At 41.6% G+C, this 23044-nt stretch carries 17 protein-coding genes and 1 riboswitch; of the genes, 13 read left to right on the top strand and 4 right to left on the bottom strand.

Annotated elements, in window-relative coordinates; genetic code table 11:
- Positions 1-333: 333 nt before the first annotated feature.
- The 3 genes from JL57_RS23400 to JL57_RS23390 all read right to left on the bottom strand — a co-directional run bounded on the left by JL57_RS23400 (position 334) and on the right by JL57_RS23390 (position 3497).
- Positions 334-1737, bottom strand: a complete 1404-nt coding sequence (locus tag JL57_RS23400; RefSeq protein WP_034144339.1) for an NlpC/P60 family protein — start codon at positions 1735-1737, stop codon at positions 334-336.
- A gap of 2 nt (positions 1738-1739) precedes the next feature.
- A riboswitch (cyclic di-AMP (ydaO/yuaA leader) is annotated at positions 1740-1876 on the bottom strand.
- Between the two features lie 147 nt (positions 1877-2023).
- Entirely contained in the window at positions 2024-2860 is an 837-nt protein-coding gene (locus tag JL57_RS23395) for a prohibitin family protein (RefSeq protein ID WP_034144338.1), read from the bottom strand.
- 127 nt (positions 2861-2987) lie between these two features.
- Entirely contained in the window at positions 2988-3497 is a 510-nt protein-coding gene (locus JL57_RS23390) for an XdhC family protein (RefSeq protein WP_034144337.1), read from the bottom strand.
- A 163-nt stretch (positions 3498-3660) separates the two neighbouring features.
- Between JL57_RS23390 and JL57_RS23385 the strand changes: the two genes are divergently transcribed.
- The 6 genes from JL57_RS23385 to JL57_RS23360 all read left to right on the top strand — a co-directional run bounded on the left by JL57_RS23385 (position 3661) and on the right by JL57_RS23360 (position 11488).
- A complete protein-coding gene (locus JL57_RS23385; RefSeq protein WP_034144350.1) occupies positions 3661-4278 on the top strand; it encodes a class I SAM-dependent methyltransferase in 618 nt (205 codons plus the stop codon).
- Positions 4279-4487: 209 nt separating this feature from the next.
- Positions 4488-5552: a M42 family metallopeptidase gene (locus JL57_RS23380; RefSeq protein WP_034144336.1), complete on the top strand. Its 1065-nt coding sequence runs from the start codon at positions 4488-4490 to the stop codon at positions 5550-5552.
- Positions 5543-6589: a M42 family metallopeptidase gene (locus tag JL57_RS23375; RefSeq protein WP_034144335.1), complete on the top strand. Its 1047-nt coding sequence runs from the start codon at positions 5543-5545 to the stop codon at positions 6587-6589. Before JL57_RS23380 ends, JL57_RS23375 begins: the two co-directional genes overlap by 10 nt.
- Positions 6589-7584 carry a M42 family metallopeptidase gene (locus tag JL57_RS23370; protein ID WP_034144334.1) on the top strand — a complete coding sequence of 332 codons (996 nt, stop codon included), beginning with the start codon at positions 6589-6591 and terminating at the stop codon, positions 7582-7584. Before JL57_RS23375 ends, JL57_RS23370 begins: the two co-directional genes overlap by 1 nt.
- A gap of 1322 nt (positions 7585-8906) precedes the next feature.
- Positions 8907-9956 carry a low specificity L-threonine aldolase gene (locus JL57_RS23365; RefSeq protein WP_034144333.1) on the top strand — a complete coding sequence of 350 codons (1050 nt, stop codon included), beginning with the start codon at positions 8907-8909 and terminating at the stop codon, positions 9954-9956.
- A 113-nt stretch (positions 9957-10069) separates the two neighbouring features.
- Positions 10070-11488 carry a Na+/H+ antiporter NhaC family protein gene (locus JL57_RS23360; protein ID WP_034144332.1) on the top strand — a complete coding sequence of 473 codons (1419 nt, stop codon included), beginning with the start codon at positions 10070-10072 and terminating at the stop codon, positions 11486-11488.
- 11 nt (positions 11489-11499) lie between these two features.
- Here the strand turns inward: JL57_RS23360 and JL57_RS23355 are convergent, their stop codons facing one another.
- The gene (locus JL57_RS23355) at positions 11500-11685 is read right to left on the bottom strand and encodes a ferredoxin (RefSeq protein ID WP_034144331.1); all 186 of its coding nucleotides are present in this window, start codon (positions 11683-11685) and stop codon (positions 11500-11502) included.
- A 278-nt stretch (positions 11686-11963) separates the two neighbouring features.
- Here JL57_RS23355 and JL57_RS35335 point away from each other — a divergent pair, with 278 nt between their 5' ends.
- The 7 genes from JL57_RS35335 (at position 11964) to glgA (ending at position 22935) form a co-directional block, all read left to right on the top strand.
- Positions 11964-12119: a hypothetical protein gene (locus JL57_RS35335; protein ID WP_291300469.1), complete on the top strand. Its 156-nt coding sequence runs from the start codon at positions 11964-11966 to the stop codon at positions 12117-12119.
- 29 nt (positions 12120-12148) lie between these two features.
- The gene (gene abc-f / locus JL57_RS23350; protein ID WP_034144349.1) at positions 12149-14041 is read left to right on the top strand and encodes a ribosomal protection-like ABC-F family protein; all 1893 of its coding nucleotides are present in this window, start codon (positions 12149-12151) and stop codon (positions 14039-14041) included.
- Positions 14042-14769: 728 nt separating this feature from the next.
- A complete protein-coding gene (gene glgB, locus JL57_RS23345; RefSeq protein ID WP_034144330.1) occupies positions 14770-16656 on the top strand; it encodes a 1,4-alpha-glucan branching protein GlgB in 1887 nt (628 codons plus the stop codon).
- Positions 16657-16671: 15 nt separating this feature from the next.
- Positions 16672-19095: a glycogen/starch/alpha-glucan phosphorylase gene (locus tag JL57_RS23340; protein ID WP_034144329.1), complete on the top strand. Its 2424-nt coding sequence runs from the start codon at positions 16672-16674 to the stop codon at positions 19093-19095.
- 68 nt (positions 19096-19163) lie between these two features.
- Positions 19164-20354: a glucose-1-phosphate adenylyltransferase gene (locus JL57_RS23335; protein WP_034144328.1), complete on the top strand. Its 1191-nt coding sequence runs from the start codon at positions 19164-19166 to the stop codon at positions 20352-20354.
- A 22-nt stretch (positions 20355-20376) separates the two neighbouring features.
- The gene (gene glgD, locus JL57_RS23330) at positions 20377-21498 is read left to right on the top strand and encodes a glucose-1-phosphate adenylyltransferase subunit GlgD (RefSeq protein ID WP_034144327.1); all 1122 of its coding nucleotides are present in this window, start codon (positions 20377-20379) and stop codon (positions 21496-21498) included.
- A gap of 21 nt (positions 21499-21519) precedes the next feature.
- Entirely contained in the window at positions 21520-22935 is a 1416-nt protein-coding gene (gene glgA / locus JL57_RS23325) for a glycogen synthase GlgA (protein ID WP_034144326.1), read from the top strand.
- Positions 22936-23044: the final 109 nt, after the last annotated feature.

Raw genomic sequence — 23044 nt, 5'->3', positions numbered from 1 at the left:
TCATGCTCATCGAAACGGATTATAAGAGAAATAGGAAATAGGTCTGAAATAAAGAGACAATGGTGCCATCTAGCATCATTTCCTTAGGATATCCTGTCGAAACTATACAAGCTACGGACCGATACGATGAAACCTGTATTCATCGAGAAATTTGGTGAAACTGCCATCCGAATGTGATTTAGGGTGTTCAAAAGCCCTCTTGGGCCGTAATAATTCACGGTACAGAGGGCTTTATCTTTATATTGCTATACTTTTGGGGCGAGCATTTGAAAAAAACGCTTAACACTAATACCGGTTACCACGTGGTAACCGGTATTAGTACATATTCAATCTCTAATATCTGCGTGCCCCGAGGTAACGGGAGGCGTAAAAGCTATCACTAAGGCTTGATACTTTTACATTACTATTAGGGTTACTGGCATGAACAAAACGTCCTCCTCCGGTATAAATGCCCACATGTGATGCACCCTTAGCATAGGTTGTAAAGAATACTAAATCACCGGGCACAAGACCATCTCTGCCCACTGCAGTTCCTGAAGCGAATTGGCTGAACGATGTACGAGGGAGGGATATCCCAGCACCTGCCAAGACATACTTGGTAAAACCTGAACAGTCAAAGCCACTGCGTGTTGTTCCGCCAAAAACATAGGGCGTCCCTTGCAAACTAAGGGCGAAATCTACGATGCTTGAAGAACCACCGCTTCCACGAGAAGCTGCGTAAGCGACAGTGACAGGCCGACTATTGGGGCCTTTAGCGATTACTTGATTGACAGGAGCTTGAATGACTTTTTCATCGACTACCTGCTTAGTAACGTCAATCCCATTCTTTTGCACATAAGAATATGTAACTAATTTTGAGCCATTACTACCTTGAGTAATGACTTTTGTTTTGCCGTATCCTAAACTGTTATCAGATTTTGTTACGACATCATAGGGGATTGTCTCTGGACCCGAATAGGTTCCCTGACTCACGACAGTAAGATAGGGTGTTGAATCCACAAGCTTAATAATTTGGCCGGGTTGCAACTTTGTATCTTTAGTTGCTCCTGGATTACCGGCTAATACTTCATCTGTCAACATATTATTTTTGCGCGCAATAAGCCACCAAGAATCGTTGGCTAGGACAGTATAATCCTTTGTCCTTATTTTACCATCAACTAACTTCTTAAAAGCTTGATCAACTTGGATCATTTGATCTGGTTGGACCTCTGTCTCTTCGACATGAACCTCTTCGGCAAAACTAACCGAAGTGACCTTATTTTCCTCACTGGGTTTAACATAATAGGATTCATAGTCTTTAAGAACTTTATCGGAATCTTCTTTGCTGGGTAAAACTGCAATTACAGAACCATCTGCTTCTAACTTATAACCATCAAGATAAAATCCCAATTTATCTTCCAATGTCTGTTCGCTTAAAGCAGAGTCATCATAGGCTGTTCGATTTACCCTAACCTTTTCATAGGTAATTTGGTCATGGGTTTTGGCAATCAGCCCGAAGGGCTTGCCATGTTCTTCTAGAATCGTTTCAACCAGATTATTACCCGTATTAACATCACGAACTAAGCCAATCTCTTGACCGTTAATCATTACGACAGCCGCAGAAGTCGTTGTCGAAAGATAATTGGTCAGTCCTCCAGTTAGGATAATTGTAATTGCTAGACCACCGATGACTTTCGGTGATTTCCATGATATTTTTTGGAGAGTGTTACGGAAAGATTGTTTGAAATCGAGTTGCATTGTTTTTCACCTTTCATAGCTTACGAGGTTAGTTGACGGATTCGGGCAAGAAGGTGTAAGCCCGACGCGTATAATGCGCGTTTCACCCCATAAAAATATCCCCCGCTCTAGATGAATCTAGATTCAGCCTTATTTTTCCTTTTTACGGCACATCATAAATTATTCGACGAAATATGCAAATGTCCTTTAAATAATTTTATGTAAAACTTGGTAAAATAGTTCATCTTACACTAAAAAAACCCCCACTTCTTGTAAGTGGGAGTTTCATTTGATGGGGTGAATGAGTTCACTGGGCGCCATTGACATTGATAAAAGGAACAGCGCCACCAGTAACATTTGGAAGTTTACCATCCCATTTTTCAATGGCTTTAATTTGAGCTTCAATTTCTCTTAGCTTAACAAGTTCCGGGGTGACTTCTTGTTTTTGGAGACGTAACGATTCAGCTTCAGCTTTAGCTTGCTCGATTTTCTGTTTAGCCTCAATTTCGATTCTCTGAAGATCAAGATTGGCTTTTAAAGCTCGCTGCTCAGCAATTTGTTTTTGCTCGATTGCGTTATTGAACTCCTCACTGAATTTGAATTCTGTAATGTTAATTTCATCAAGAATCATATAATAAGTGGATAATTTTGACGACAGTGTCTCTTTGATCTTGGAACTAACTTCTGAACGTTTTGAGATCAGCTCCTCAGCAGTGTATTGGGCAGTAACCGCTTTTACTGCTTCGCCGATGGCGGGATCTACAATTCGATCTCCATAGGATAAACCTACACTTTGATACAGCTTATTCGCTGCACTGGGCTCAAGGTGAAAGTTAACTGCGACAGTTGTGGTAACGATTTGTAGGTCTTTTGAAGCGGCCGTTTGATCGGATTGAGATTTTTGGACTCGTACATCAACATGGATCACGTCTTGAATGAAGGGGATCTTAAAATGAATCCCTTCAGTTAAAACGATCGGGCTCACTGCCCCTAATTGAAGAACGATGCCTCTTTGACCTGCATTCACGATGACAAAGGCATTTAGCCCCAAGAAAATAAGGACTAGAAGCACTAGGCCAGATGTGATAAGGCTTTTACTCATTTTAGGTTTTGGAATCATATTGACAACCTTTGAAGAATCCAGTTGGGTGCCCTCCTCTCATTTATATCGAGTAGATTATTTTCTGCTTTTCCCTGACCTTAGGTAAGATTCCCGTTTATCAAGAACGCGATATTTATTAGTACTCTTTTTTGCAATAAGTATGACGAATTTATTTGAAAGAGGAGGACATTCGATGCCGTCTAAGGTCAGCACGAGGTATAGATATAAAGCAACTAGATGTAGTAATATAGTAAATAATTGAAAAGTAGAAAATGGAGGAATTAGCTAAGGAAGTTACTAGCACAACATCTTTTCCACTCATCTGGAGATCCTGAGCAATTTTCCAGAAATGATTTCCCTGAACTGGCTCCAATAGAACCTCCATATTGCCCCCACAAACAGCGATTCCAGCAGTAATAGTCTCCTGATTAATTTCTAGGCGATGTATTTCAGTGCTTGCTTCACTTTCAGCAGTCGACAACGCCAGTGCCTGTTTTGTGATCAGTTTTTCTGCAGTTCCTCCTCCAATAGTTCCTATTGTTTGGCCAGTCTCCATGACCAACATTTGGGTACCCAGATCACGTGGTGTCGAACCCTCAGTGCGGATAATCGTCGCAAGTACAGCCTTTACTTGAGTATTTTGAGCATTTATAATAGCCTGTATTATTGTTTCATCCAAAAAAGCACCTCTCAATCTCAAGTTCCTTGGCTAAGATGAGTATTACTTTAATAAAACCATCCATTTCCAAAATTGTCAATGCCATTACTATGAATCAATCCTAAACAGGGTGGAGACCAGATAATTGTTCAAAGAAATAGCGAAAAGGAAAGGTAGGAAGAAAATGGGAGAATTAGAAAAACATGCACGATTATTTAACCTAATTGCTCCTGTCTACAATGTCTTTTTTGGAGGTCAAGTTAGGAATTATCGCGCTATTCTGGACAAATATGAAGAGTTGCTGAATATTCCAGTTGGAGGCAGAGTTTTGGATATAGGGTGTGGTACAGGAGCCTTTATATATTGTTTAGCGGAGCGAGGGTATCGGGCCGTGGGAGTAGATTTTTCCTCATCGATGCTCCGAGCAGCTAAAAAGTCCACTCCGGGGAGGTCGATTGAGTTAGTACAGGGGGATGTTACTAAGGGATTGGATTTTCCTGCTAAAAGTTTTGACTTGGTGCTCTCATCCTATGTTTTGCATGGGTTGAATTCTGAGTTGCGTCAAAGTATCTATGCTGAGGCCAGCAGACTTTCCCATGGTCGGGTCCTTTTCTATGATTATAACCAAAAGCGTCGATTTCTTACGGATCTTATCGAATGGGCAGAAGGTGGAGATTACTTCGGATTTGTACGCCATGGGGAAAAGGAAATGAGAACACATTTCCAAGCTGTGAATAGAATAGATGTTGGCCCCCAGACGGCGCTTTATCTATGCTCAAGTAAACTCTCGCTCGAGTTATAAAGCTGAAACAAGGGGACAGGTTCCTTGTTTCGTTGTATATGAGGAAAAAGTGGGAGGAGACAGAGGGAGAAACAGAGGAGAAAACAGTGTGCCTGTCCCCCTGTTTCACCCCCGTTGGGGGAAATGTCTTGAGAAGGATATTCCGAATGGAAAGTAGAAGTAATATATAAATAACGTTTAAACAATGTTTCCGAGAGAAGGTGAAGCGTTTGATCAACGCGCAAATGCAGAGCGCGAGAGATTTCCTTAGTCTTTTATCTACTGCCTCAGGGGTTTCGGGTTATGAAGCTTCTATCGCTTCTTTGGTCATGGAGCGATTTACTCCATTAGCTGATGAGGTACGGTGTGATACGTTTGGCAATGTTTATGCTTTGAAAAAAGGCAATAGTAAGCGTTCGAAAATTATGCTAGCTGCTCATATGGATGAAATCGGCCTTATCGTCAAGAAGATCGATCCCCGAGGTTTTCTGAGTTTTACTTCTATTGGTGGGGTAGACCAGCGAACCCTCTTGTCCCAAGAGGTACTTGTTCATGGACGAGAGACCATCCCCGGCATCATTGGCTCTTTGCCTCCACACCTATTACAGAATGAGGACTTGAATCAAGCGGTTAAGATGGAGGAAATGGCGATTGACGTTGGACTTTCCCCCGCTAAACTTAATGAGATTATCCAAGTCGGAGATATAATCACCCTAAAGCGAGAACTATATCCTTTGCTTAAGCATGTGATGGCGGGAAAATCCTTGGATGATCGTGCTGGGGTTGTGGTGATGATGGTTTGCCTAGAAGAACTCTCCCGCCTCCAGCATTTTCACGATGTGATTGCGGTGGCTACGACCCAGGAAGAAGTAGGACTCCGGGGAGCTCTTACCAGTGCTTATACGCTCAATCCGGATTTAGCAGTGGCCATTGATGTTACCCACGCCAGCACACCGGATACTAAGGGTCAAGTTACCATTGATTTAGGCAAAGGGCCGGCAGTGGCGCTTGGCCCCAATATTCATCCTGCCATTTACCGTCATTTCTCAGAATCCGCTCAAGAGCACCGTTTGCCGATTCAGATTGAACCGATCCCAGGACATTCTGGAACGGATGCTTGGGCTATTCAAGTAACCCAAGCAGGGATCCCTACCGGACTGATCTCTATTCCTTTGCGCTATATGCATACCTCTGTAGAAACTCTAGATATGCAAGACGTCCTTAATTCTGGAAAGCTACTGGCTCAGTTTATTGCCTCCTTACCAGACAATTTGGAGGGATTTTTATGTTATTAAAGAGTCTGAGCGAATTAAACGGCACCTCAGGGGCTGAAGGCCTGGTCCGTAATTTCTTGCGCCAACAGATTGAACCCTTTGTTGAGACGATCAACGTCGATAAAATCGGGAATTTGATCGCGACTAAAAACGGGCATCTTCCTGGTCCGAAAGTTATGCTTGCCGCTCATATGGACGAAGTAGCCTTGATGATCATCGAGATAACTAGTGACGGTTTTCTCAAATTCCGGCCGGTTGGTGGAATTGATGCTCGAATTCTGGTGTCTAAACCAGTACAAATTAATGAATCCCTCGTCGGGGTAATCGGAGCTAAAGCCATTCATTTACAAAAACGGTCTGAACGTCAAAAGGCTTTGTCCTTTGACCAACTCTATATTGATATCGGGGCTAAATCCAAAGAAGACGCTGCCAAGAAAGTTAAACTGGGCGATTATGCTTATTTTATGACGAAATGCGAGCCTTTCGGAGAAGGTCTATACAAAGGAAAGGCTTTTGATGATCGGATAGGGTGTGCCATCTTGGTTGAGTTGCTTAAGCAAGACTATAATTTCCCTCTAGTTGCTGCATTTACTGTGCAAGAGGAGGTAGGCCTTCGGGGTGCCAAGGTCGCAGCCTATCACGTCGCCCCAGATTTTGCGATAGTCATTGAGGGAACGGTAGCGGCTGATGTGTTTGATTGCGAAGAAGAGGGCTGGGTTACGGAGTTAGGCCAAGGCCCTGCTTGCTCGCTCATGGATAGAGCAACTTTTTTCAACCCCGAACTTATCCAGTGGGTGACGGACATAGCTCGTCATAAAGGAATTCCACTGCAGTTTCGGCGTGGAGGCAGTGGTGGAAACGACGCTGGTACTATTCATGTTAGTAAAGCTGGAATCCCGACAATTGCTTTAAGTGTACCCTGTCGTTATATTCATTCCTTTGCCTCGGTTATCTCAGAAAAGGATTATACAGCTTGTCTTAACCTAGTTCATGAATTATTAAAAGAACTTCCGCGTAAGCTTGAGATTAGCTCGATGGATAAGGAGGCTAAAGTGTGATGGATTTGGATTTTACAATACTTGAACAATTAACCCAAATATTTGGTCCTTCCGGTTCCGAAGAGCGAGTGGCGGAATTCATAGCGAATCAACTGCGCCCTTACTGTGACGAACTTAAGACGGACACCTTAGGAAATCTCATGGTCGTACGTCATGGAACTGGTAAGAAAATCATGGTTGCTGCTCATATGGATGAAATCGGCTTGATGATCACCCATCTTGATAAAGAAGGGTTCTTGCGTTTTACCCCCCTCGGTGGAGTGCGTATCCCCAACCTTGTTGGACAGAGAGTCAAGTTTAGCAAGGGCAGGATCGGAACCATCGGAGTTGAAAAATTAGATAAACCAAGCGATCTCAAGCTTGATAAGCTCTATATCGATATTGGTGTGTCTTCACGGGAAGAGGCTGAACAGATTGTCCACATAGGGGAAACGGCAGTTTTTATTGGGGATTTCGTAGAATCGGAATCGAAGATAATCTCGAAGGCCCTCGATGACCGAATTGGGTGTTTTGTAGCAATAGAAGCACTCAAACGAACCAAATCCACAAATGAGTTAGCGTTTGTCTTTACGGTGCAAGAAGAAATTGGGATTCGCGGTGCCCGAACGGCCTCCTATTCTCTCGAACCGGACTTGGCGATTGCTGTGGATGTCACGGCTACCGGAGATACCCCCAAAGCGCACCCAATGTCAGTAAAACTAGGAAGTGGAGTAGGGATTAAGGTGCTTGATCACTCTATGATTACCTCTCCTCGGATTAAGCGTTGGATGGCTGCTATAGCCACGGAAAGGAAGATTCCCTTCCAGTGGGAGGTTTTAGAGTATGGTGGAACGGATTCGGGTGCCATTCATTTGTCTAGGGGAGGGGTGCCCTCAGGAGTTCTTTCCATCCCCACTCGATATGTCCACAGCCCAGCTGAAATGCTTGACAAACGGGATGTTGAAGCAGCAGTGGATTTACTTGTAGCCCTCTTAGAACGGGCAACAGAATTATAGAAGAGACCACAAAGAAAGCGCTTTAAAGAACGGCTCTCGTCTTGTAAACAAGAGGGGGAAACAAGGAACCTGTCCCCTTGTTTTCCTCTTATTTAATCAATCATAAGATTACGGCTTCAATGGTTGAGCCAGAGGTTTTTTTGTTCAAGGCACTTGACAGAGTACCGGATTTACGTATAATAAAGGTATAAACACTCATTAATAAAGATTCAGATTTCTAAAAACTTATTGGTCGCGTGCTAGGTAAAGTTTCGATTCATCGAAGGTTTATGCATCGCAATTAGTTAAGTTCCGATGCTGAATTTCGAAGAATTGGAGCCACCTAAGAGGGTGGTTTTTGTTGTTAGAAAGAAAGTTTTCCCGCAAAGTTCCTCTCATTAGTAGAAGCAAGTCAGTTGGTAATAGTGGTTTAGTCAGTTGAGAAAGATTCATTTTTGCATGAACAGTCAGTCGTTTAGGTAGTTAGTTTAGTGGATAGTTAGTTTAGTGGATAGTTTAGTTTAGTGGATAGTTTGGTTTAGTGGATAGTTAGTTTAATGGTTAGTAGTTTAGTGGTCAGTGGTTAGTCATTAGCCCGTTTGTTGTTTATATTGAATTCGGTTAGCCTAATTAAGTTAGCCTTTGTTTCTCCAAAAAATTCCGGCCTGCGTTCCAAAAATCGAATTTTCCTTAATGACTGTTTTCAGATTGATCCCAGTTGGACCTAAAGTATTGAAGAAATAGTGGAGGATTTGTCCAGATTAGTTTAGTTACCTTTGAACTTTGTTTTTGACTGGTTTACGTTTAGTTAGGTTAAAGTCTTGATTCCCTTACTGGGTGGTAACAGAGCTGCGTTTTATCTGGTTTTGATTTCTAGTTGTAAGGTGCATTAGCTACAAACCTATATTCTCCGGTTAATAACGTTTGGTAATGTTTGGTTAAAGATTAATCTAGAGCCGTGTATCCATTAATTCTGGAGGAACTTTGCGGGATTCAATATTAGATGTTAAGGCTACTCAATGAGTGGCCTTTTTTCTTTTTTCATTTAATATAGCTCTAAATTGTTGCATAGCCCTTAGGGTGAACAACCTGCATCTTTGGCGACGGGTTCTCGATGTTCCAGGCGATTCCCGAAATTCCCTTGTATATGATAGTATAAAAACAGATACTGGCAGGGTTTAGTGAAAAAACGCAGAATTATGTCTTGTAGACTCGCTTTATTACAGTTAAATTACTTATTAAAGCATGTAAATGGACAGAATCGAAAAATCAAGAACAGAAAACACTACTAAAGCCATTGAGCTTAGGTAACCAAGCGAATAGGAAAAGAGGGAGTCTTAACAATGTACAGTTTTAAGAACGACTACAGTGAGGGTGCACATCCTAGAATATTGAACTCCTTGATGGAATCAAACTTTGAGCAGGTTGAAGGCTATGGAGAGGATGGCTATACACAACAAGCGGTTGAACTTTTAAAGCAAAGAATAGGGAGAAATGATATCGATATTCATCTACTCTCAGGTGGTACCCAAACGAATCTTACCGCTATTTCAGCTTTTTTGAGGCCTCATGAAGCAGTAATTTCAGCCAACACTGGTCATATATTGGTGCATGAGACAGGAGCGATAGAGGCCACAGGACATAAAGTTATATCCATAGAAGTAACTAATGGGAAATTAAACGATTCGCACATAAAGGCTGCTCTTGATTCACATACGGATGAGCATATGGTGAAGCCTAAGTTAGTTTATATTTCAAATCCGACAGAAATCGGCTCAATTTATAATAAGGCTGAACTGGAACAGATAAGTCGGTTCTGCAAGGAAAATAATCTCTATTTGTTCATGGATGGTGCTAGGCTGGGTTCGGCTTTGTGTTCAGAAGAGAGTAACCTAGATCTTTCTGATCTGGCAACACTTGTGGATGCTTTCTATATTGGAGGAACCAAGAATGGAGCACTGATGGGTGAAGCACTGGTAATTTGCCGAGATTCGCTTAAGGAAGATTTCCGATTTTATATGAAGCAAAAAGGAGCACTTCTCGCAAAAGGGAGACTGCTAGGCATACAGTTTCTTGAGCTTTTCAGAGATAACCTATATTTCGATCTGGCCAAGCATGCTAATAAGATGGCGGCTTTGCTCAGGGCTGAAATCGGCAAAGCAGGCTTTAAATTCTTGGTATACTCGCCATCAAATCAATTATTTCCAATCTTCCCCGATAGCTTGATCACTGAGCTTCATAAGAATTATTCATTCTATGTCTGGTCAAAGGTTGATGCTGATCACTCTGCAGTTCGCCTTGTCACCTCCTGGTCAACGAAAGAGGATCAAGTATTAGCCTTTATTGAGGATATGAAAAATGCACTTAAGCAACGTCATAAATGGTTGCATTAGCAGGCGAAGAAAGGCAAAGGAACTCTCGGAAGATCCATGGGATATAGTTGACACTCTTAGCACATTATTCTGCTCTTTCAGGGCACACTGAGTGCGATGGAGGGTCTATCTATATGGACAATTCTTGGGTTTCTCTCTTACCATTTCTCGTTGTTATTCCTATTGCGATCTTATCTAGGCAAGTTCTGCCGGGTTTATTTGCGGGTTTGCTTCTAGGCTGTTACCTTAAACAACCCGATCTCTTTGGAGGAATTCAAACTCTGATCTCCTATATCGCTGACAACCTGGTTAAACCCAATAATATTCGCATGATCATTTTCCTCTATGTTTTTGCAGGGCTGATCAGTTTAACTCAGATGACCGGGGGAATTAAAGGTTTTGTCGACCTTGTAGGGCGTAAAGTAAAAACCAAACGAGCAGCAATGCTGCTCATTTGGCTTTCAACGTTAGGAACCTTTAATAATCCTAACTTTCGGATTGTGACGATTGCCCCCATTATGAAGATCTTAAAAAAGAGACTGCCTATGTCTTCTCAGAAGATTGGCTTTGCCATTGATGTTACTTCAAATCCTGTCGTTGTGCTTGTGCCTATAGCGACAGCCTTTGTAGGTTATATGGTGTCCTTGACTGGGACAGCCCTACAAAAGGTTGGAATCAATGATAGTTCCTACAGTATTTATCTTAAGAGTATTCCATTTAACTTTTTTTCGCTAATCATTATAGCGATAGGGATTTACTATAGTTTTTTCAAAGACTTTGCTAATGATACAGAGGATCCTGATGGGAGAAACCTTAATGATCAGAAGGAAGAAGAATTGAAAAAGTGTCTGCAGGCCTATGAAAAGGATACCCCCAGTAAGCCTTGTAACCTCTTATTGCCCCTTAGTGTTGTACTGTTGATGACTCTCTTTTTAAGTTGGTGGGATGAGCATAGCCAAGCGAGTGGCTTTATTGACGCCTTTGTCAAAGCGGATCCCCTCAATGTTATGCTCGAGGCATTGTTTATCACATTGATGTTAGCTATATTTTTTTATCTCGTTCAACGCTTTAGCATTGCCAAATTAGTGACTCACTTTGTCAAAGGTGGCAACGAATTAGTCTCTGTCATCCTCATGTTGACCTTAGTCTGGGCTTTATCCGCAGTCTCTGAGGATCTAGGGTTTTCCAATTATATTGCAGCACATTTGATTGGCTGGATCCCGGCTGCCTTTATTGCTCCTGTCGTTTTTTTGTTAGGATGCGTGCTTTCATACTTTATCGGTTCCTCATGGGGAACTTGGGGTTTGTTAATGCCCCTCGCGGTAACGCTTGCTCATCAGACTGGGTCCGATATTACTCTGGTTATAGGGGCTGTATTTGCCAGCGGTACGTTTGGGGCTTTTGCCTCACCCTTAAGCGATAATACGGTGACCTTGTGTACGATTCTGGATGTTCCCTTGATGGAATATGCCCATTTCAAGTTGAGGCCGTCGTTCATTGCTGCGGGGATTAGTACGATTTTATTTGGGATAGCCTCCCTGTTTTTAGGATAGAAAATTCTGCATCATTCTAAAATAATCGCTGCAACTGGGCAGCTTTTTGCAGCTTCTTTAGTTGATGCTTCGGCGGCTTGAGGAACCGGATTTATGTAAGCTTCGGCAATTTCATAGCTATTCATCCTGAAAACTTGAGGACAAATCGCTTCACAGGCACCACACCCGATACAATCTGAAGTTACGGTTGCAAACATCGGTTTTGTGCTCCTTTCTTACTACAATAATCGATGAACTAAAGTTAGGATAACGTGAATACTGCTTCGTAGTCAATGCTAAAAATAGACAACATTACTGGGCATGTGAATATATGTTTTTGATAGGATATGTTAGAATTAGAAAGTAGGAGATTTCAAGAAATTGGTACTGAAGAAGGTTATTATTAATGACGTTCGGAATGTATTCTGAAAAGGGCAACGGTTCATTATTGAGATATTATTTATAGAAAATCTGGAAGTTTAAGGAGAGCGTAAGGATGCAAAAGTACGAATATATATGTGTTTTGATTCTTGGACTTGGAGAAAGAACTACTAGAATCCTCAATGAGTATGGGCAAGAGGGCTGGGAGTTGACTAGTGTTGTATGGGCTTGGCATTATTTCAAACGGCCGATAAGGTTGACAGGAGTATAAGGGAACTTTAGTTGGGAGCGGACAAATCAATGATCGAGTGCAGTATTAACAATATGACCAAATATTATGGTGCTAATAAAATATTTCAGAACATATCCTTTGATTTAAAAACTGGAGAAAGAATCGGTTTGATTGGACAAAATGGTGGTGGTAAAACGACCATTTTAAAAATGATCACGGGGGTTGAGGATTACCAAGAGGGTACTATAGCCATTCGGAAAGACGCGAGAGTCGGCTATCTCAATCAAATGCCTGTTTTTGCGGCTAGTGCAACCACAATTCAAGTTATAGAACTTGCTTTTAAACCTGTTTTTAAGCTTAAGCAAGAGATGAAGGCTCTAGAAGAAAGGCTCGAGCAACTTCAAGGAGATGCTTTAGAAAAAGTGATTCAAAGCTATGGGCTTTTAACGGAGCAATTTGAAACCCTTGGTGGGTATGACATAGAAACGAGAATTAGTAAAGTAACAGAAGGTCTTCAAATTACAGACCTTTTAAAAGCAATGCCCTTCGAGCAATTGAGTGGCGGAGAAAAAACAAGGGTTATGTTAGCTAAAATCCTTTTGGAAGAGCCAGATATTTTATTACTGGATGAACCCTCCAATCATTTGGATTTAGAAGCGATTGAATGGTTAGAAGGTTTTTTAAAGGAGTACAAGGGATCTGTGCTTGTGGTATCTCATGATCGGTATTTTCTAGACAGCGTTGTCCATAAGGTTGTGGAGCTGGAATTTAACCGGGCTGTACCTTACCTTGGCAATTACAGCTATTATGTTGTAGAAAAGGAACGTCGCTTCTTAATCGATTATAAGATGTATCAAAATCAACAAAAGAAGATCGAAAATATGGAGCGACAAATTGAGAGATACCGGATTTGGGGTGTCATGAGAGACAGCGATAAAATGTTCAGGCGTGCTAAAGAATTAGAAAAACGACTAGAAAAGATAGAAACATTGGATCGACCTATTTTTGAAAAGAGAAAGGTTCGACTCGATGCTCAGGCAAGCGGTCGAACAGGGAAAAAGGTCCTTGAAACAGAAGGACTTGCCAAACAATTCGGGGATAAAAGTTTGCTGCATGACGTTAAACTTACTGTTTTTTATCAAAACAGTGTCTGTATAGTAGGGAGTAATGGCAGTGGCAAAACAACCTTGTTGAAAATGATTCTTAATGAATTAGAACCAGATGCTGGTTCGATAAAACTAGGCTCACGAGTGAAAATCGGGTATCTACCTCAGAACGTGGTCTATGAAGATGAAGAGCTGACAGTTCTAGAGTATTTTACACAGTTACATGAGTTGACCTTAGGAGAAGCAAGATCTCAATTAGCAAAAGCTTTATTTATGAAGGAAGACGTTAATAAGAAGATAAAATCATTATCGGGTGGAGAAAAAAGCAGGTTGAAGCTTTGCTCGTTGACATTTGAAAAGGTGAATTTTATGATTTTGGATGAGCCAACCAATCATTTGGACATTGATTCTAGGGAAGTCTTAGAAGAAACCCTAATTCAATTTGATGGGACGATACTTTTTGTTTCTCATGATCGTTATTTTATTAATAAAGTGGCGGATAAGATGATGGCGATTCAGAATAAAGGGATCAAAGTCTATCACGGTGATTACAGCTATTATCTAGAAGAACATAAAAAAGAAATGGGAGAAATTAAGGTAGCAGCCTCAAGTTTGGCAACTAAGGAGATTAAGAAAAGGGTGGCATCCCAGCAACCTAAGAGGATTAATCTTAAAAAACTAGAGCTCCTTGAAGAAGAGATTGAACAATATGAAGGTAAGATTAAAATGATTGACAGGAAAATGATGGAGTTTGGTCTGGATGCCAATCGTTTAAACGAGCTATTTCAAGAAAAGGAAGCTCAGGAGAAAAAGCTGGAAAAGTGTTTTGAGCAATGGGAAGCATATCAAGAATAGCTACAATCCTGCTCGGAGAACCACAATAGATATATTTTTGAGCCTAGATTTTGGTATAATGAAAGATGCTTGTAAATGGGCTACTCTGTTTATTCCGATAGTAGTGGTTCTCCTAGAGAACGACTTTTCACGTTCCTACTAGTGATCGCGACCTACGTCATCTTAGGATTAATTTTTGGCTTGATAGAAAAAAGTAAACCAGGGCTGTCGTGGGTTAGTCTCAGTGCACCGGCAGTTATTATCTTAGTGCTATATTCCTTTAAGGAGCTAACTCTAATTGAGCTTACTATTTTATTTGCGTGTCTAACGGTAGGATCTTCTTGGTTAGGGTCCTTCTTGAGCGAACGATTAAGACCTAAAAAATTTAATTAAAAGCAAATTTAGGTTTGGTTTGTGTAGTGGAGAGTGGGAATTGTCCCCGGGCTAGTTTCCTTGGGCTAAGGGCATAAAATAATGAAGTTATAAGTCACCAAGGCTAGAGGGGTAGAAACTTTCTAGCCTTGGTGACTTATAACTGGATAATCATATGTTGATCATAAGTTCCATATCGACAAATAGGTAGGGTATTTAAATATTCTATTGGTGAGGATAAGTGGGCATCGCTGCATTAGAAGGGGCGGTCTTTTGTTAACTCCTTTAAAAAAAAAATTAACTTAAATCAAAGGAGAAACCCTTATGAAATAGAATATAATCACAGAGGAAGAAAATATTGTAAAGAGGCTGGAACTATGGATAGTGAGCGGTTTTTAAGTATTGAAGAACTATATCTTTTTAACAGCGGGGAGCTGTATAAGAGTTATACGAAGTTTGGTGCTCATAGCATTGCAGACGGCGATTTGCTAGGAACGTTCTTTGCAGTTTGGGTTCCAGATGCCGAGGCTGTGTCTGTCGTAGGGGATTTTAATCACTGGTCTGCTAAGCAAAATCCAATGACTAAAGTCGGTAATACGGGTGTGTGGACACTCTTCATTGCGGAGATTCTTCTGGGACAATTATATAAATACTCAATTCAGGTAAAGGGTGGAGAAGTACTCTTGAAGTCTGATCCCTTCGCCTTCTACTCTGAGCTACGGCCTTTAACAGCTTCTAAGGTCTATTCTCTAGAAGGCTATAATTGGCTAGATCAGGAATGGATTTCTCAAAGAGAAACAAGTTATCGGCAAGAGAAGCCGATCTTAATTTACGAGGTCCATTTGGGTTCCTGGCGTAGGAAAGAGGATGGGGGCTTTTACAACTGGCAGGACTTCGCTGAGGAATTGTTAAATTATGTTTTGGATATGGGTTACACCCATATCGAGCTGATGCCGATTATGGAGCACCCTTATGATGGTTCTTGGGGATATCAAGTGACAGGGTATTATTCCTGCACCAGCCGATATGGAACACCTCAGGAGTTTATGTATTTTGTTGATCGTTGTCATCAAGCAGGCATCGGAGTGATTTTGGATTGGGTACCAGGGCATTTTGTTAAAGATGCCCATGGCTTGGGACGATTCAATGGGACGCCAGTCTTTGAAAAGGACGAACATGGACAATGGGGAACCTATAATTTTAATTTTGCTAAAACAGAAGTATGGAGTTTTCTGATTTCCAATGCCCTTTTCTGGCTGGAAGCCTATCATCTTGACGGACTCCGAGTGGATGGAGTCAGTAGCATGCTCTATCTAGATTATGAACAAGGAAAGCCTTGGGAACGCAATATCTATGGAGGACGGGAAAACTTGCAGGCCATGGCTTTTATGCAACGACTCAATGAGGTTGTGTTTCGAGCCTATCCAGGAGTCCTCATGATTGCGGAAGAAGCGACCGATTGGCCACTCGTTACTTCCCCTACCTATCTCAAAGGACTGGGTTATAACTATAAGTGGAATATGGGTTGGATGAATGACACATTACGCTATATGCAACTTGAGTTTTCACGTCGGAAAGACCATCATAGTCTATTAACCTTCTCCTTGACCTATGCTTTTTCGGAAAATTTTGTCTTGCCACTTTCACATGATGAAGTTGTTCACGGTAAGCTGTCACTGTTAGATAAAATGCCCGGTGATTATTGGCAGAAATTTGCAGGATTAAGGGCACTATTGGGGTACTTTATGGGTCATCCAGGCAAGAAGTTGATGTTTATGGGAGGAGAGTTTGCTCAGTTCATAGAGTGGCGTTATGACGCAGAACTCGATTGGCTCCTTTTGGATTATGAGATGCATAAACACTATCAAGACTATGTGAGGAACCTCAATAAACTCTATCAACGAGAAAGGGCATTGTGGGAAAACGACCATGATTGGTCGGGGTTTGAATGGATGGACGCCGATAACCAGGAGCAAAGTATTCTCGTTTTCTGCCGTCGGGCAAAGAATCCTGATGATTTTCTGATTGTGCTGATTAATCTACAGCCTAGTTGTTATGAGAACTTTCGAATAGGGGTTCCTAAACAGGGAGTTTATCAGGAGATTTTTAATTCTGACCAGGAGATCTATGGCGGTTCAAACCAGCTAAATTCTTCAGCGCTCGTTGCCGAGAAGGTTGCTTGGCGTGGACAAGCCTTTTCTTTAAGAATTACTGTCCCGCCCTTAGCAATCGTCATATTTAGTCCAAGTAAAAATATAAATTAGACAGGGGCCGTGGCATTGTTCGCAGATAAAGAGAGTTTTAAACAAGCTTACCTCACCAAAATTAGGGAAACAGAAGGGATTACCCTGGATGAAGGTACGCTACGGACTAAATATAAAACCTTGGTCCTGCTGCTTAAAGAAGAAATGAGTTTTAACCGGGCTCCAATGAAGAGCTCAGTAACCCCAACAAAACAAGTCTATTATTTTTCCATGGAGTTTCTGATCGGTAAACTTCTCCATTATTATTTGGTTAATCTGGACATTGAGCAAATGGTACGGGAAGGCTTAGAGGATCTGATGATTAACTTGGATGATTTATTAATGCAAGAAGTGGATCCGGGTTTAGGAAACGGCGGTTTAGGTAGATTGGCGGCCTGTTTTTTAGACTCTATAGCTTTTTTGGGAATAGCAGGGCACGGTAACGGAATCCGCTATAAGTATGGCTTGTTTGAGCAAAAGATTCGAGAGGGTGCCCAGATTGAGGTTGCGGATAATTGGTTAAAAAATGGTTACCCCTGGGAAATACCTAGACCTGATAAGAGCGTGATTGTTAAATTTAAGGGCAATGTTAGAACGGAATGTGTTCAAGGGAAATTAATGTTTTATCATGAAAACTATGAGCCTGTCTTAGCGGTTCCCTATGATATTCCGGTCATGAGCTATGATAATCTAGCCAATATCAATAATCTGAGATTATGGAGCGCGGAACCGTTATGTCATGAGTTGGATTTTGCTTGTTTCAACCGCGGTGAGTTTGAACAGGCCGTTAGTCTAAAGTCAGAGGTCGAAGCCATTTCCTATATTCTTTATCCTGATGACAACAGTCGCTCAGGTAAGGAACTTAGACTAAAGCAGGAGTATTTTTTTGTAGCCGCTGGATTAGGGTCGATCATGCGAAGCTATAAAAAGCGCAATCAAACACTAGCTGATTTTTCACGGTGGGTGGCCGTTCATATCAATGACACTCATCCGGTGCTTTGTATTCCCGAATTAATGCGCATCCTGATTGATGAAGAAGGCCTAGGCTGGGACCAAGCTTGGAACATAACCGTCAACACCATGTCCTTTACCAATCATACCATTATGCCGGAAGCTATGGAAAAGTGGCCGATTGAGTTATTTAAAGGACTTTTGCCGAGAATTTACATGATAATTGAAGAGATCGATCGAGAATTTAAAGCGCGCTTGGCGAAGAGGTTCTTAGACGACTGGAGATTCATCCAGACTACGCAGATTATCAAAGATGGACAAGTTTACATGGCAAATTTAGCAGTAATCGGTAGCTCTTCAGTCAACGGAGTTGCGGCTTTGCATACAGAAATTTTAAAGCAGCAAGTCTTTAAAGACTATTACCGTATTTTTGGCTATAAGTTCAGTAATAAGACCAATGGTGTCAACCATCGAAGGTTTCTCTTGGCTTCTAACCCAGGCTTGTCTGAGCTAATTACGGAGGCAATAGGCCCAGATTGGAAAAAGAAAGCTGAGGAACTTAATCAATTACAGGTTTTTAAAGATGATGCTAGTTTCTTGGCAAAGCTCGCTAAGGTAAAGTATCTCAATAAATGCCAATTGGCTAAGAGAGTTATGGAGACACAAGGCTTGGAACTTGACCCATTATCAGTCTTCGATGTTCAGGTCAAGAGAATCCATGCCTATAAACGACAACTTCTCAACATTTTAAAAATTATGTACTTGTATAACCAAGCCATCAATGACCCGAATTCAGTGGTTAGTTCGCAGACCTTTATTTTTGGTGGCAAAGCAGCACCTGGTTATCATTATGCTAAGACTATTATTAAACTCATCAACACACTAGCTAACAAAATCAATCGGGATCCAAGTGTCAATCAAAAGCTCAAGGTTGCCTTCCTAGAGAATTTCAATGTATCCCTTGGCGAATTGATTTATCCGGCGGCTGACATTAGCGAGCAAATCTCCACGGCCAGTAAAGAAGCCTCTGGTACAGGAAATATGAAATTCATGATGAATGGTGCCATTACAATTGGTACCCTAGATGGTGCTAATCTAGAAATCAAAGAAGCCGTAGGAGAGGATAATATCTCTATCTTTGGACTTACGGTAGCTGAAGTCTTGAACTACTCTAGCGAAGGGGGCTATAAGTCCTGGGATCACTATTACTCCAACCCCGACCTAAAACTTTGTGTTGATCAACTGGTCAATGGATTTTTTGAAACGGCGGGTGATGAATTTAGAGTTATATTTGATTCGCTTTTGATTTACAATGACGAGTTTTTTGTGCTTCAGGATTTTAATGCTTATATAGAAACCTATCAAAAACTTCAGCAGTTCTATGCCAGAAAAGACAACTGGTATAGCACATCATTAATCAATATTGCTAAAGCAGGGGTTTTTTCCAGCGATCGAACCATCAAAGAATATGCGGACCAAATCTGGAAGGTTAATACTCGGACCTTATAGAAAAAGATCTAGAGAGTGGGTTTTCATAATTACTGTGGACAGGAGCAGAGGAGAGAAGGGGGAAAAGTATGCAAAAGCAGGAGTGTATAGCGATGCTTTTGGCAGGAGGACAGGGAAGTAGGCTAGGCGGTCTGACTCACAATATTGCGAAGCCTGCGGTTTCCTTTTGTGGTAAGTATCGAATTATCGACTTTAGTTTGAGTAATTGTGCCAATTCAAATATTAACACAGTCGGAGTCCTCACTCAGTATAAGCCGTATTTACTGAACTCCTATATCGGGTTGGGTTCTGCTTGGAATTTAGATAATCCCTTCGGTGGCGTGCATATTCTCCCACCCTATGTTGGAGATAATGAAGGGAGTTGGTATCAAGGAACCGCCAACGCGATTTACCAAAACCTTGATTTTATTAATTTCTACGATCCCAAATATGTCCTCATCATCTCTGGCGACCATATTTATAAGATGAATTATCTCTCAATGTTAAAGGATCACAAGGAGAACGGGTCAGACATTACTGTCTCTACGATCGAAGTTCCCTGGGAGGAAGTTTCTCGGTTTGGAATAGTGACTATTGATCAAGAGGGCAAAGTAATCAAGTTTATGGAAAAATTGCCAGATCCGGAGAGCAATTTAGCCTCGATGGGCATCTATATTTTTAACTGGTCAATCCTTAGACAGGCCTTAATAGATGATGCCCTGGATCCTCTATCTGAAAACGATTTTGGAAAAAATATCATACCCAAACAGATAGAATTAGGGAAGAAGGTATTTGCTTATAACTTCCAGGGGTATTGGAGAGATGTCGGTACGATAGAAAGTTACTATAATGCTAATATGGAGTCCTTAGACGGGGAAGACTCGATAGACCTATTTGATCCTGGGCAAAGGGTCTTTTCCAATGAAGATATTTTACCTCCTCAATATATTGGTCCGACAGCCAAAATCCAAAATAGCCTGATCAGTAATGGCTGCGTGGTACTGGGACAGGTGAGTCACTCAATTTTAGCGCCGGGGACTTATGTTGGAGAAGGGTCTATTGTTGAGGATTCAATCTTACTCCCCCATGCTAAGGTTCATCGTGAAACGACGATTAATAAAACAATTATTGGCGAAGGTGCGAAAATTATGAGTCACTGCTCATTAGGGAGGGAACCAGGCCCTATTCCGCAACAGTCTGGAATTACAGTCCTAGAGGACCATTATGTGCTAGAGAAAGGCTCTGTCATCCAAGCGGGCAGCAATCTAAATGCATGTTAAGATAAACTAAGGGGGAAAGAAGATGCATAATGCCATTGGTATCCTGTTTGGAAATAACAGTTCTGATATTTTGCAGGGGTTAGCGTTCCAACGATCAATAGCGGCGGTTCCCTTTGGAGGACGCTACCGTTTATTGGATTTTGCTCTCTCCAGCATGGTTAACTCTGGAATCAGGACGATTGGATTAGTGACCCCGCGCCATTATAGGTCGTTGCTTGATCACTTGGGGGCCGGAAAAGAATGGTTTCTGGATCGGAAATCTGGCGGATTATTTATCTTACCTGGAGCAATTCAAGGGTTATCAGGACAAAGTGGAAAGTTTAGATTAAAAGACTTACAGCTTAATATTGAGTATCTGCAGAAAGAATTCTGTGAAAACATCATTATCAGCGGATGTAATCACGTTTTTAATATCAATTATCAAGCAGCTTTAGAGATACATGAGAGTAAGCGGGCGGATATCACTCTAATCTATAAAGAAAGCACAGATTCTGTGGCGATGGCGGGAAAAGAACACCTGATTATCGGAGATAACCAAGAAGTCCTTGATATTCTGGGAAATGATACTGCAGAGACTAGTGGACAAACTCAGGCCTATTTTGTGGACATGTTAATTATCCGGCGCAAGCTGCTTTTAGAACTTATTGAAGGTTATAGATCGATTGAAACCGTGAACCTAATGGACGCTATTTATGAAAATATTCGTTCGCTTAAACTATTTGGGGTTCCTTTTAAGGGCTATTTTGGAACCGTAAATTCCGTCAAAGATTATTTCGACAGGAGTATGGAATTACTCAATCCAGAGATTCGCAAAGAAGTCTTAACAGGTCAGGATCAGATTCATACCAAAATTGTGGACAATCCTCCGACTAAGCACGGTGCTCAGGCGAAGGTGTCAAACTCTTTAATTTCAAGTGGGTGTACTATCGAAGGAGAGGTCCATAATTCAATTTTAGCTCGAGGTGTGATCGTAGAATCGGGAGCCGTAATTAGAAACTGTATTATTATGCAAAAGTGTAAAATTGAAGCCGAGGCTAGTTTGAATTATGTTATTCTCGATAAGTTTGTTAAAGTTCATGCAGGCAATGTGTTGAAGGGAAACAAGAATACTCCCTTGGTCGTACTTAAAGGCTCATTAGTCTAAGATTGAGAGAAGAGGGATTATATGAAGATTGTATTTGCAATTGCGGAGGCAGATCCCTTTGTCAAAACTGGTGGTCTGGGTGAGGTTGGCGGTTCCCTTCCAAGTGCCTTGCAAAGACAAGGTGCTGACGTACGTGTTATTATGCCCAAGTATAGTGTTATCCCCGAACATTTCCGCAAAGAACTTAAACAGATTAATCGTTTTTCTGTCCCTTTGGCTTGGCGTCGACAATATTGCGGACTGGAAGAATTAACCTGTAAAGGTGTTCGTTATTACTTCATTGACAATGAGTATTATTTTAAGCGTGCCAATCTCTATGGAGAGTTTGACGAGGCAGAACGATTTGCTTTTTTTTCTCGGGCTGTGTTAGAAAGCCTCGTTCACATCCCGGAATTCAATCCGGACATTATTCATTGTCATGATTGGCATACGGCTCTGATTCCTCTGATGCTCAAAGAGTTTTATACTAAGAGTCCCCTCTATTATTCGATTAACACCGTGTTCACCATTCATAATCTGAAGTATCAAGGGATTTTCCCTAAAGAGGTTCTGACAGACGTGATCGGATTGGACGAAACCTTTTTTACAGAGGAGACTCTAGAATTTCACGGTGCAGTTAACTTCATGAAAGCGGGTCTTCTCTATGCAGACTCGATTACAACGGTGAGTCCAACCTATGCTCAGGAAATACAAAATTCGTTTTACGGAGAGAAGCTGGAAGGGATTTTACAAAAACGCCAGGATTCTTTGGTTGGAATTCTCAATGGCATTGATTATGAGGTCTATAACCCTGATACGGATCCTTATCTTGTTGCCTCACGAGCTAAAGACGACAATAAAAAGGATTTACAAGCTATTTTAGGGCTTCCTGTCCGAGGGGATCTACCCATCCTAGGGATGGTCAGCCGCTTGGTCGATCAGAAAGGACTGGATCTGCTCAGTTTCGTTATGGAAGAAATTCTGATGTTGGATGTCCAAATGGTGATCCTTGGGACAGGAGAACAATCTTATGAGCAGAAATTGCAAGGGTTTGCTGACAAATATCCTGAAAAAGTTGCATTCAGAAGAGAATTTAATGATCAATTAGCGCATAAAATTTATGCCGGGCTTGATAGTTTACTAATGCCTTCACGCTTTGAACCCTGTGGTATATCCCAAATGATTGCTATGCGTTATGGAACGATCCCGATCGTACGGGAAACGGGAGGGTTAAAAGACACGGTGATTCCTTATCAGGAATTGACAGGTGAAGGTAATGGCTTTAGTTTTGCAAACTATAATGCTCACGAATTATTGTTTGCTGTACAGCGGGCGGTTAGGCTCTATTACTCCGACCAATCAGCCTGGACTAAGTTGAGAGAAAGTGCCATGAAACGGGATTCAAGTTGGGCCCCATCTGCCTATGCATATACTAAAATTTATGAGTCACTGTTATAAAGGGCGGCCGCCTGCGCTTCTCGCCATCCATGGCTACAGGGACACTCGGCCATCACGGCGCCTTGCCAATCCACACTGCAGGAGTATGCGTAATGAGTTGCAGTGTGGC

It is taken from the genome of Desulfosporosinus sp. BICA1-9 (genome assembly GCF_000802135.1).
The sequence above is the reverse complement of the archived record's forward strand: the minus strand, read 5'-3'. Positions and strand labels throughout refer to the sequence as shown.

Excerpts from the sequence above, each read along its gene's own strand:
- glgA (WP_034144326.1), top strand. The coding sequence starts at position 21,520 with ATGAAGATTGTATTTGCAATTGCGGAGGCAGATCCCTTTGTCAAAACT.
- JL57_RS23365 (WP_034144333.1), top strand. The coding sequence starts at position 8,907 with ATGTACAGTTTTAAGAACGACTACAGTGAGGGTGCACATCCTAGAATA.
- JL57_RS23360 (WP_034144332.1), top strand. The coding sequence starts at position 10,070 with ATGGACAATTCTTGGGTTTCTCTCTTACCATTTCTCGTTGTTATTCCT.
- JL57_RS23355 (WP_034144331.1), bottom strand. The coding sequence starts at position 11,685 with ATGTTTGCAACCGTAACTTCAGATTGTATCGGGTGTGGTGCCTGTGAA.
- JL57_RS23400 (WP_034144339.1), bottom strand. The coding sequence starts at position 1,737 with ATGCAACTCGATTTCAAACAATCTTTCCGTAACACTCTCCAAAAAATA.
- JL57_RS35335 (WP_291300469.1), top strand. The coding sequence starts at position 11,964 with ATGCAAAAGTACGAATATATATGTGTTTTGATTCTTGGACTTGGAGAA.
- abc-f (WP_034144349.1), top strand. The coding sequence starts at position 12,149 with ATGATCGAGTGCAGTATTAACAATATGACCAAATATTATGGTGCTAAT.
- JL57_RS23375 (WP_034144335.1), top strand. The coding sequence starts at position 5,543 with ATGTTATTAAAGAGTCTGAGCGAATTAAACGGCACCTCAGGGGCTGAA.
- glgB (WP_034144330.1), top strand. The coding sequence starts at position 14,770 with ATGGATAGTGAGCGGTTTTTAAGTATTGAAGAACTATATCTTTTTAAC.
- glgD (WP_034144327.1), top strand. The coding sequence starts at position 20,377 with ATGCATAATGCCATTGGTATCCTGTTTGGAAATAACAGTTCTGATATT.
- JL57_RS23385 (WP_034144350.1), top strand. The coding sequence starts at position 3,661 with ATGGGAGAATTAGAAAAACATGCACGATTATTTAACCTAATTGCTCCT.
- JL57_RS23335 (WP_034144328.1), top strand. The coding sequence starts at position 19,164 with ATGCAAAAGCAGGAGTGTATAGCGATGCTTTTGGCAGGAGGACAGGGA.
- JL57_RS23370 (WP_034144334.1), top strand. The coding sequence starts at position 6,589 with ATGGATTTGGATTTTACAATACTTGAACAATTAACCCAAATATTTGGT.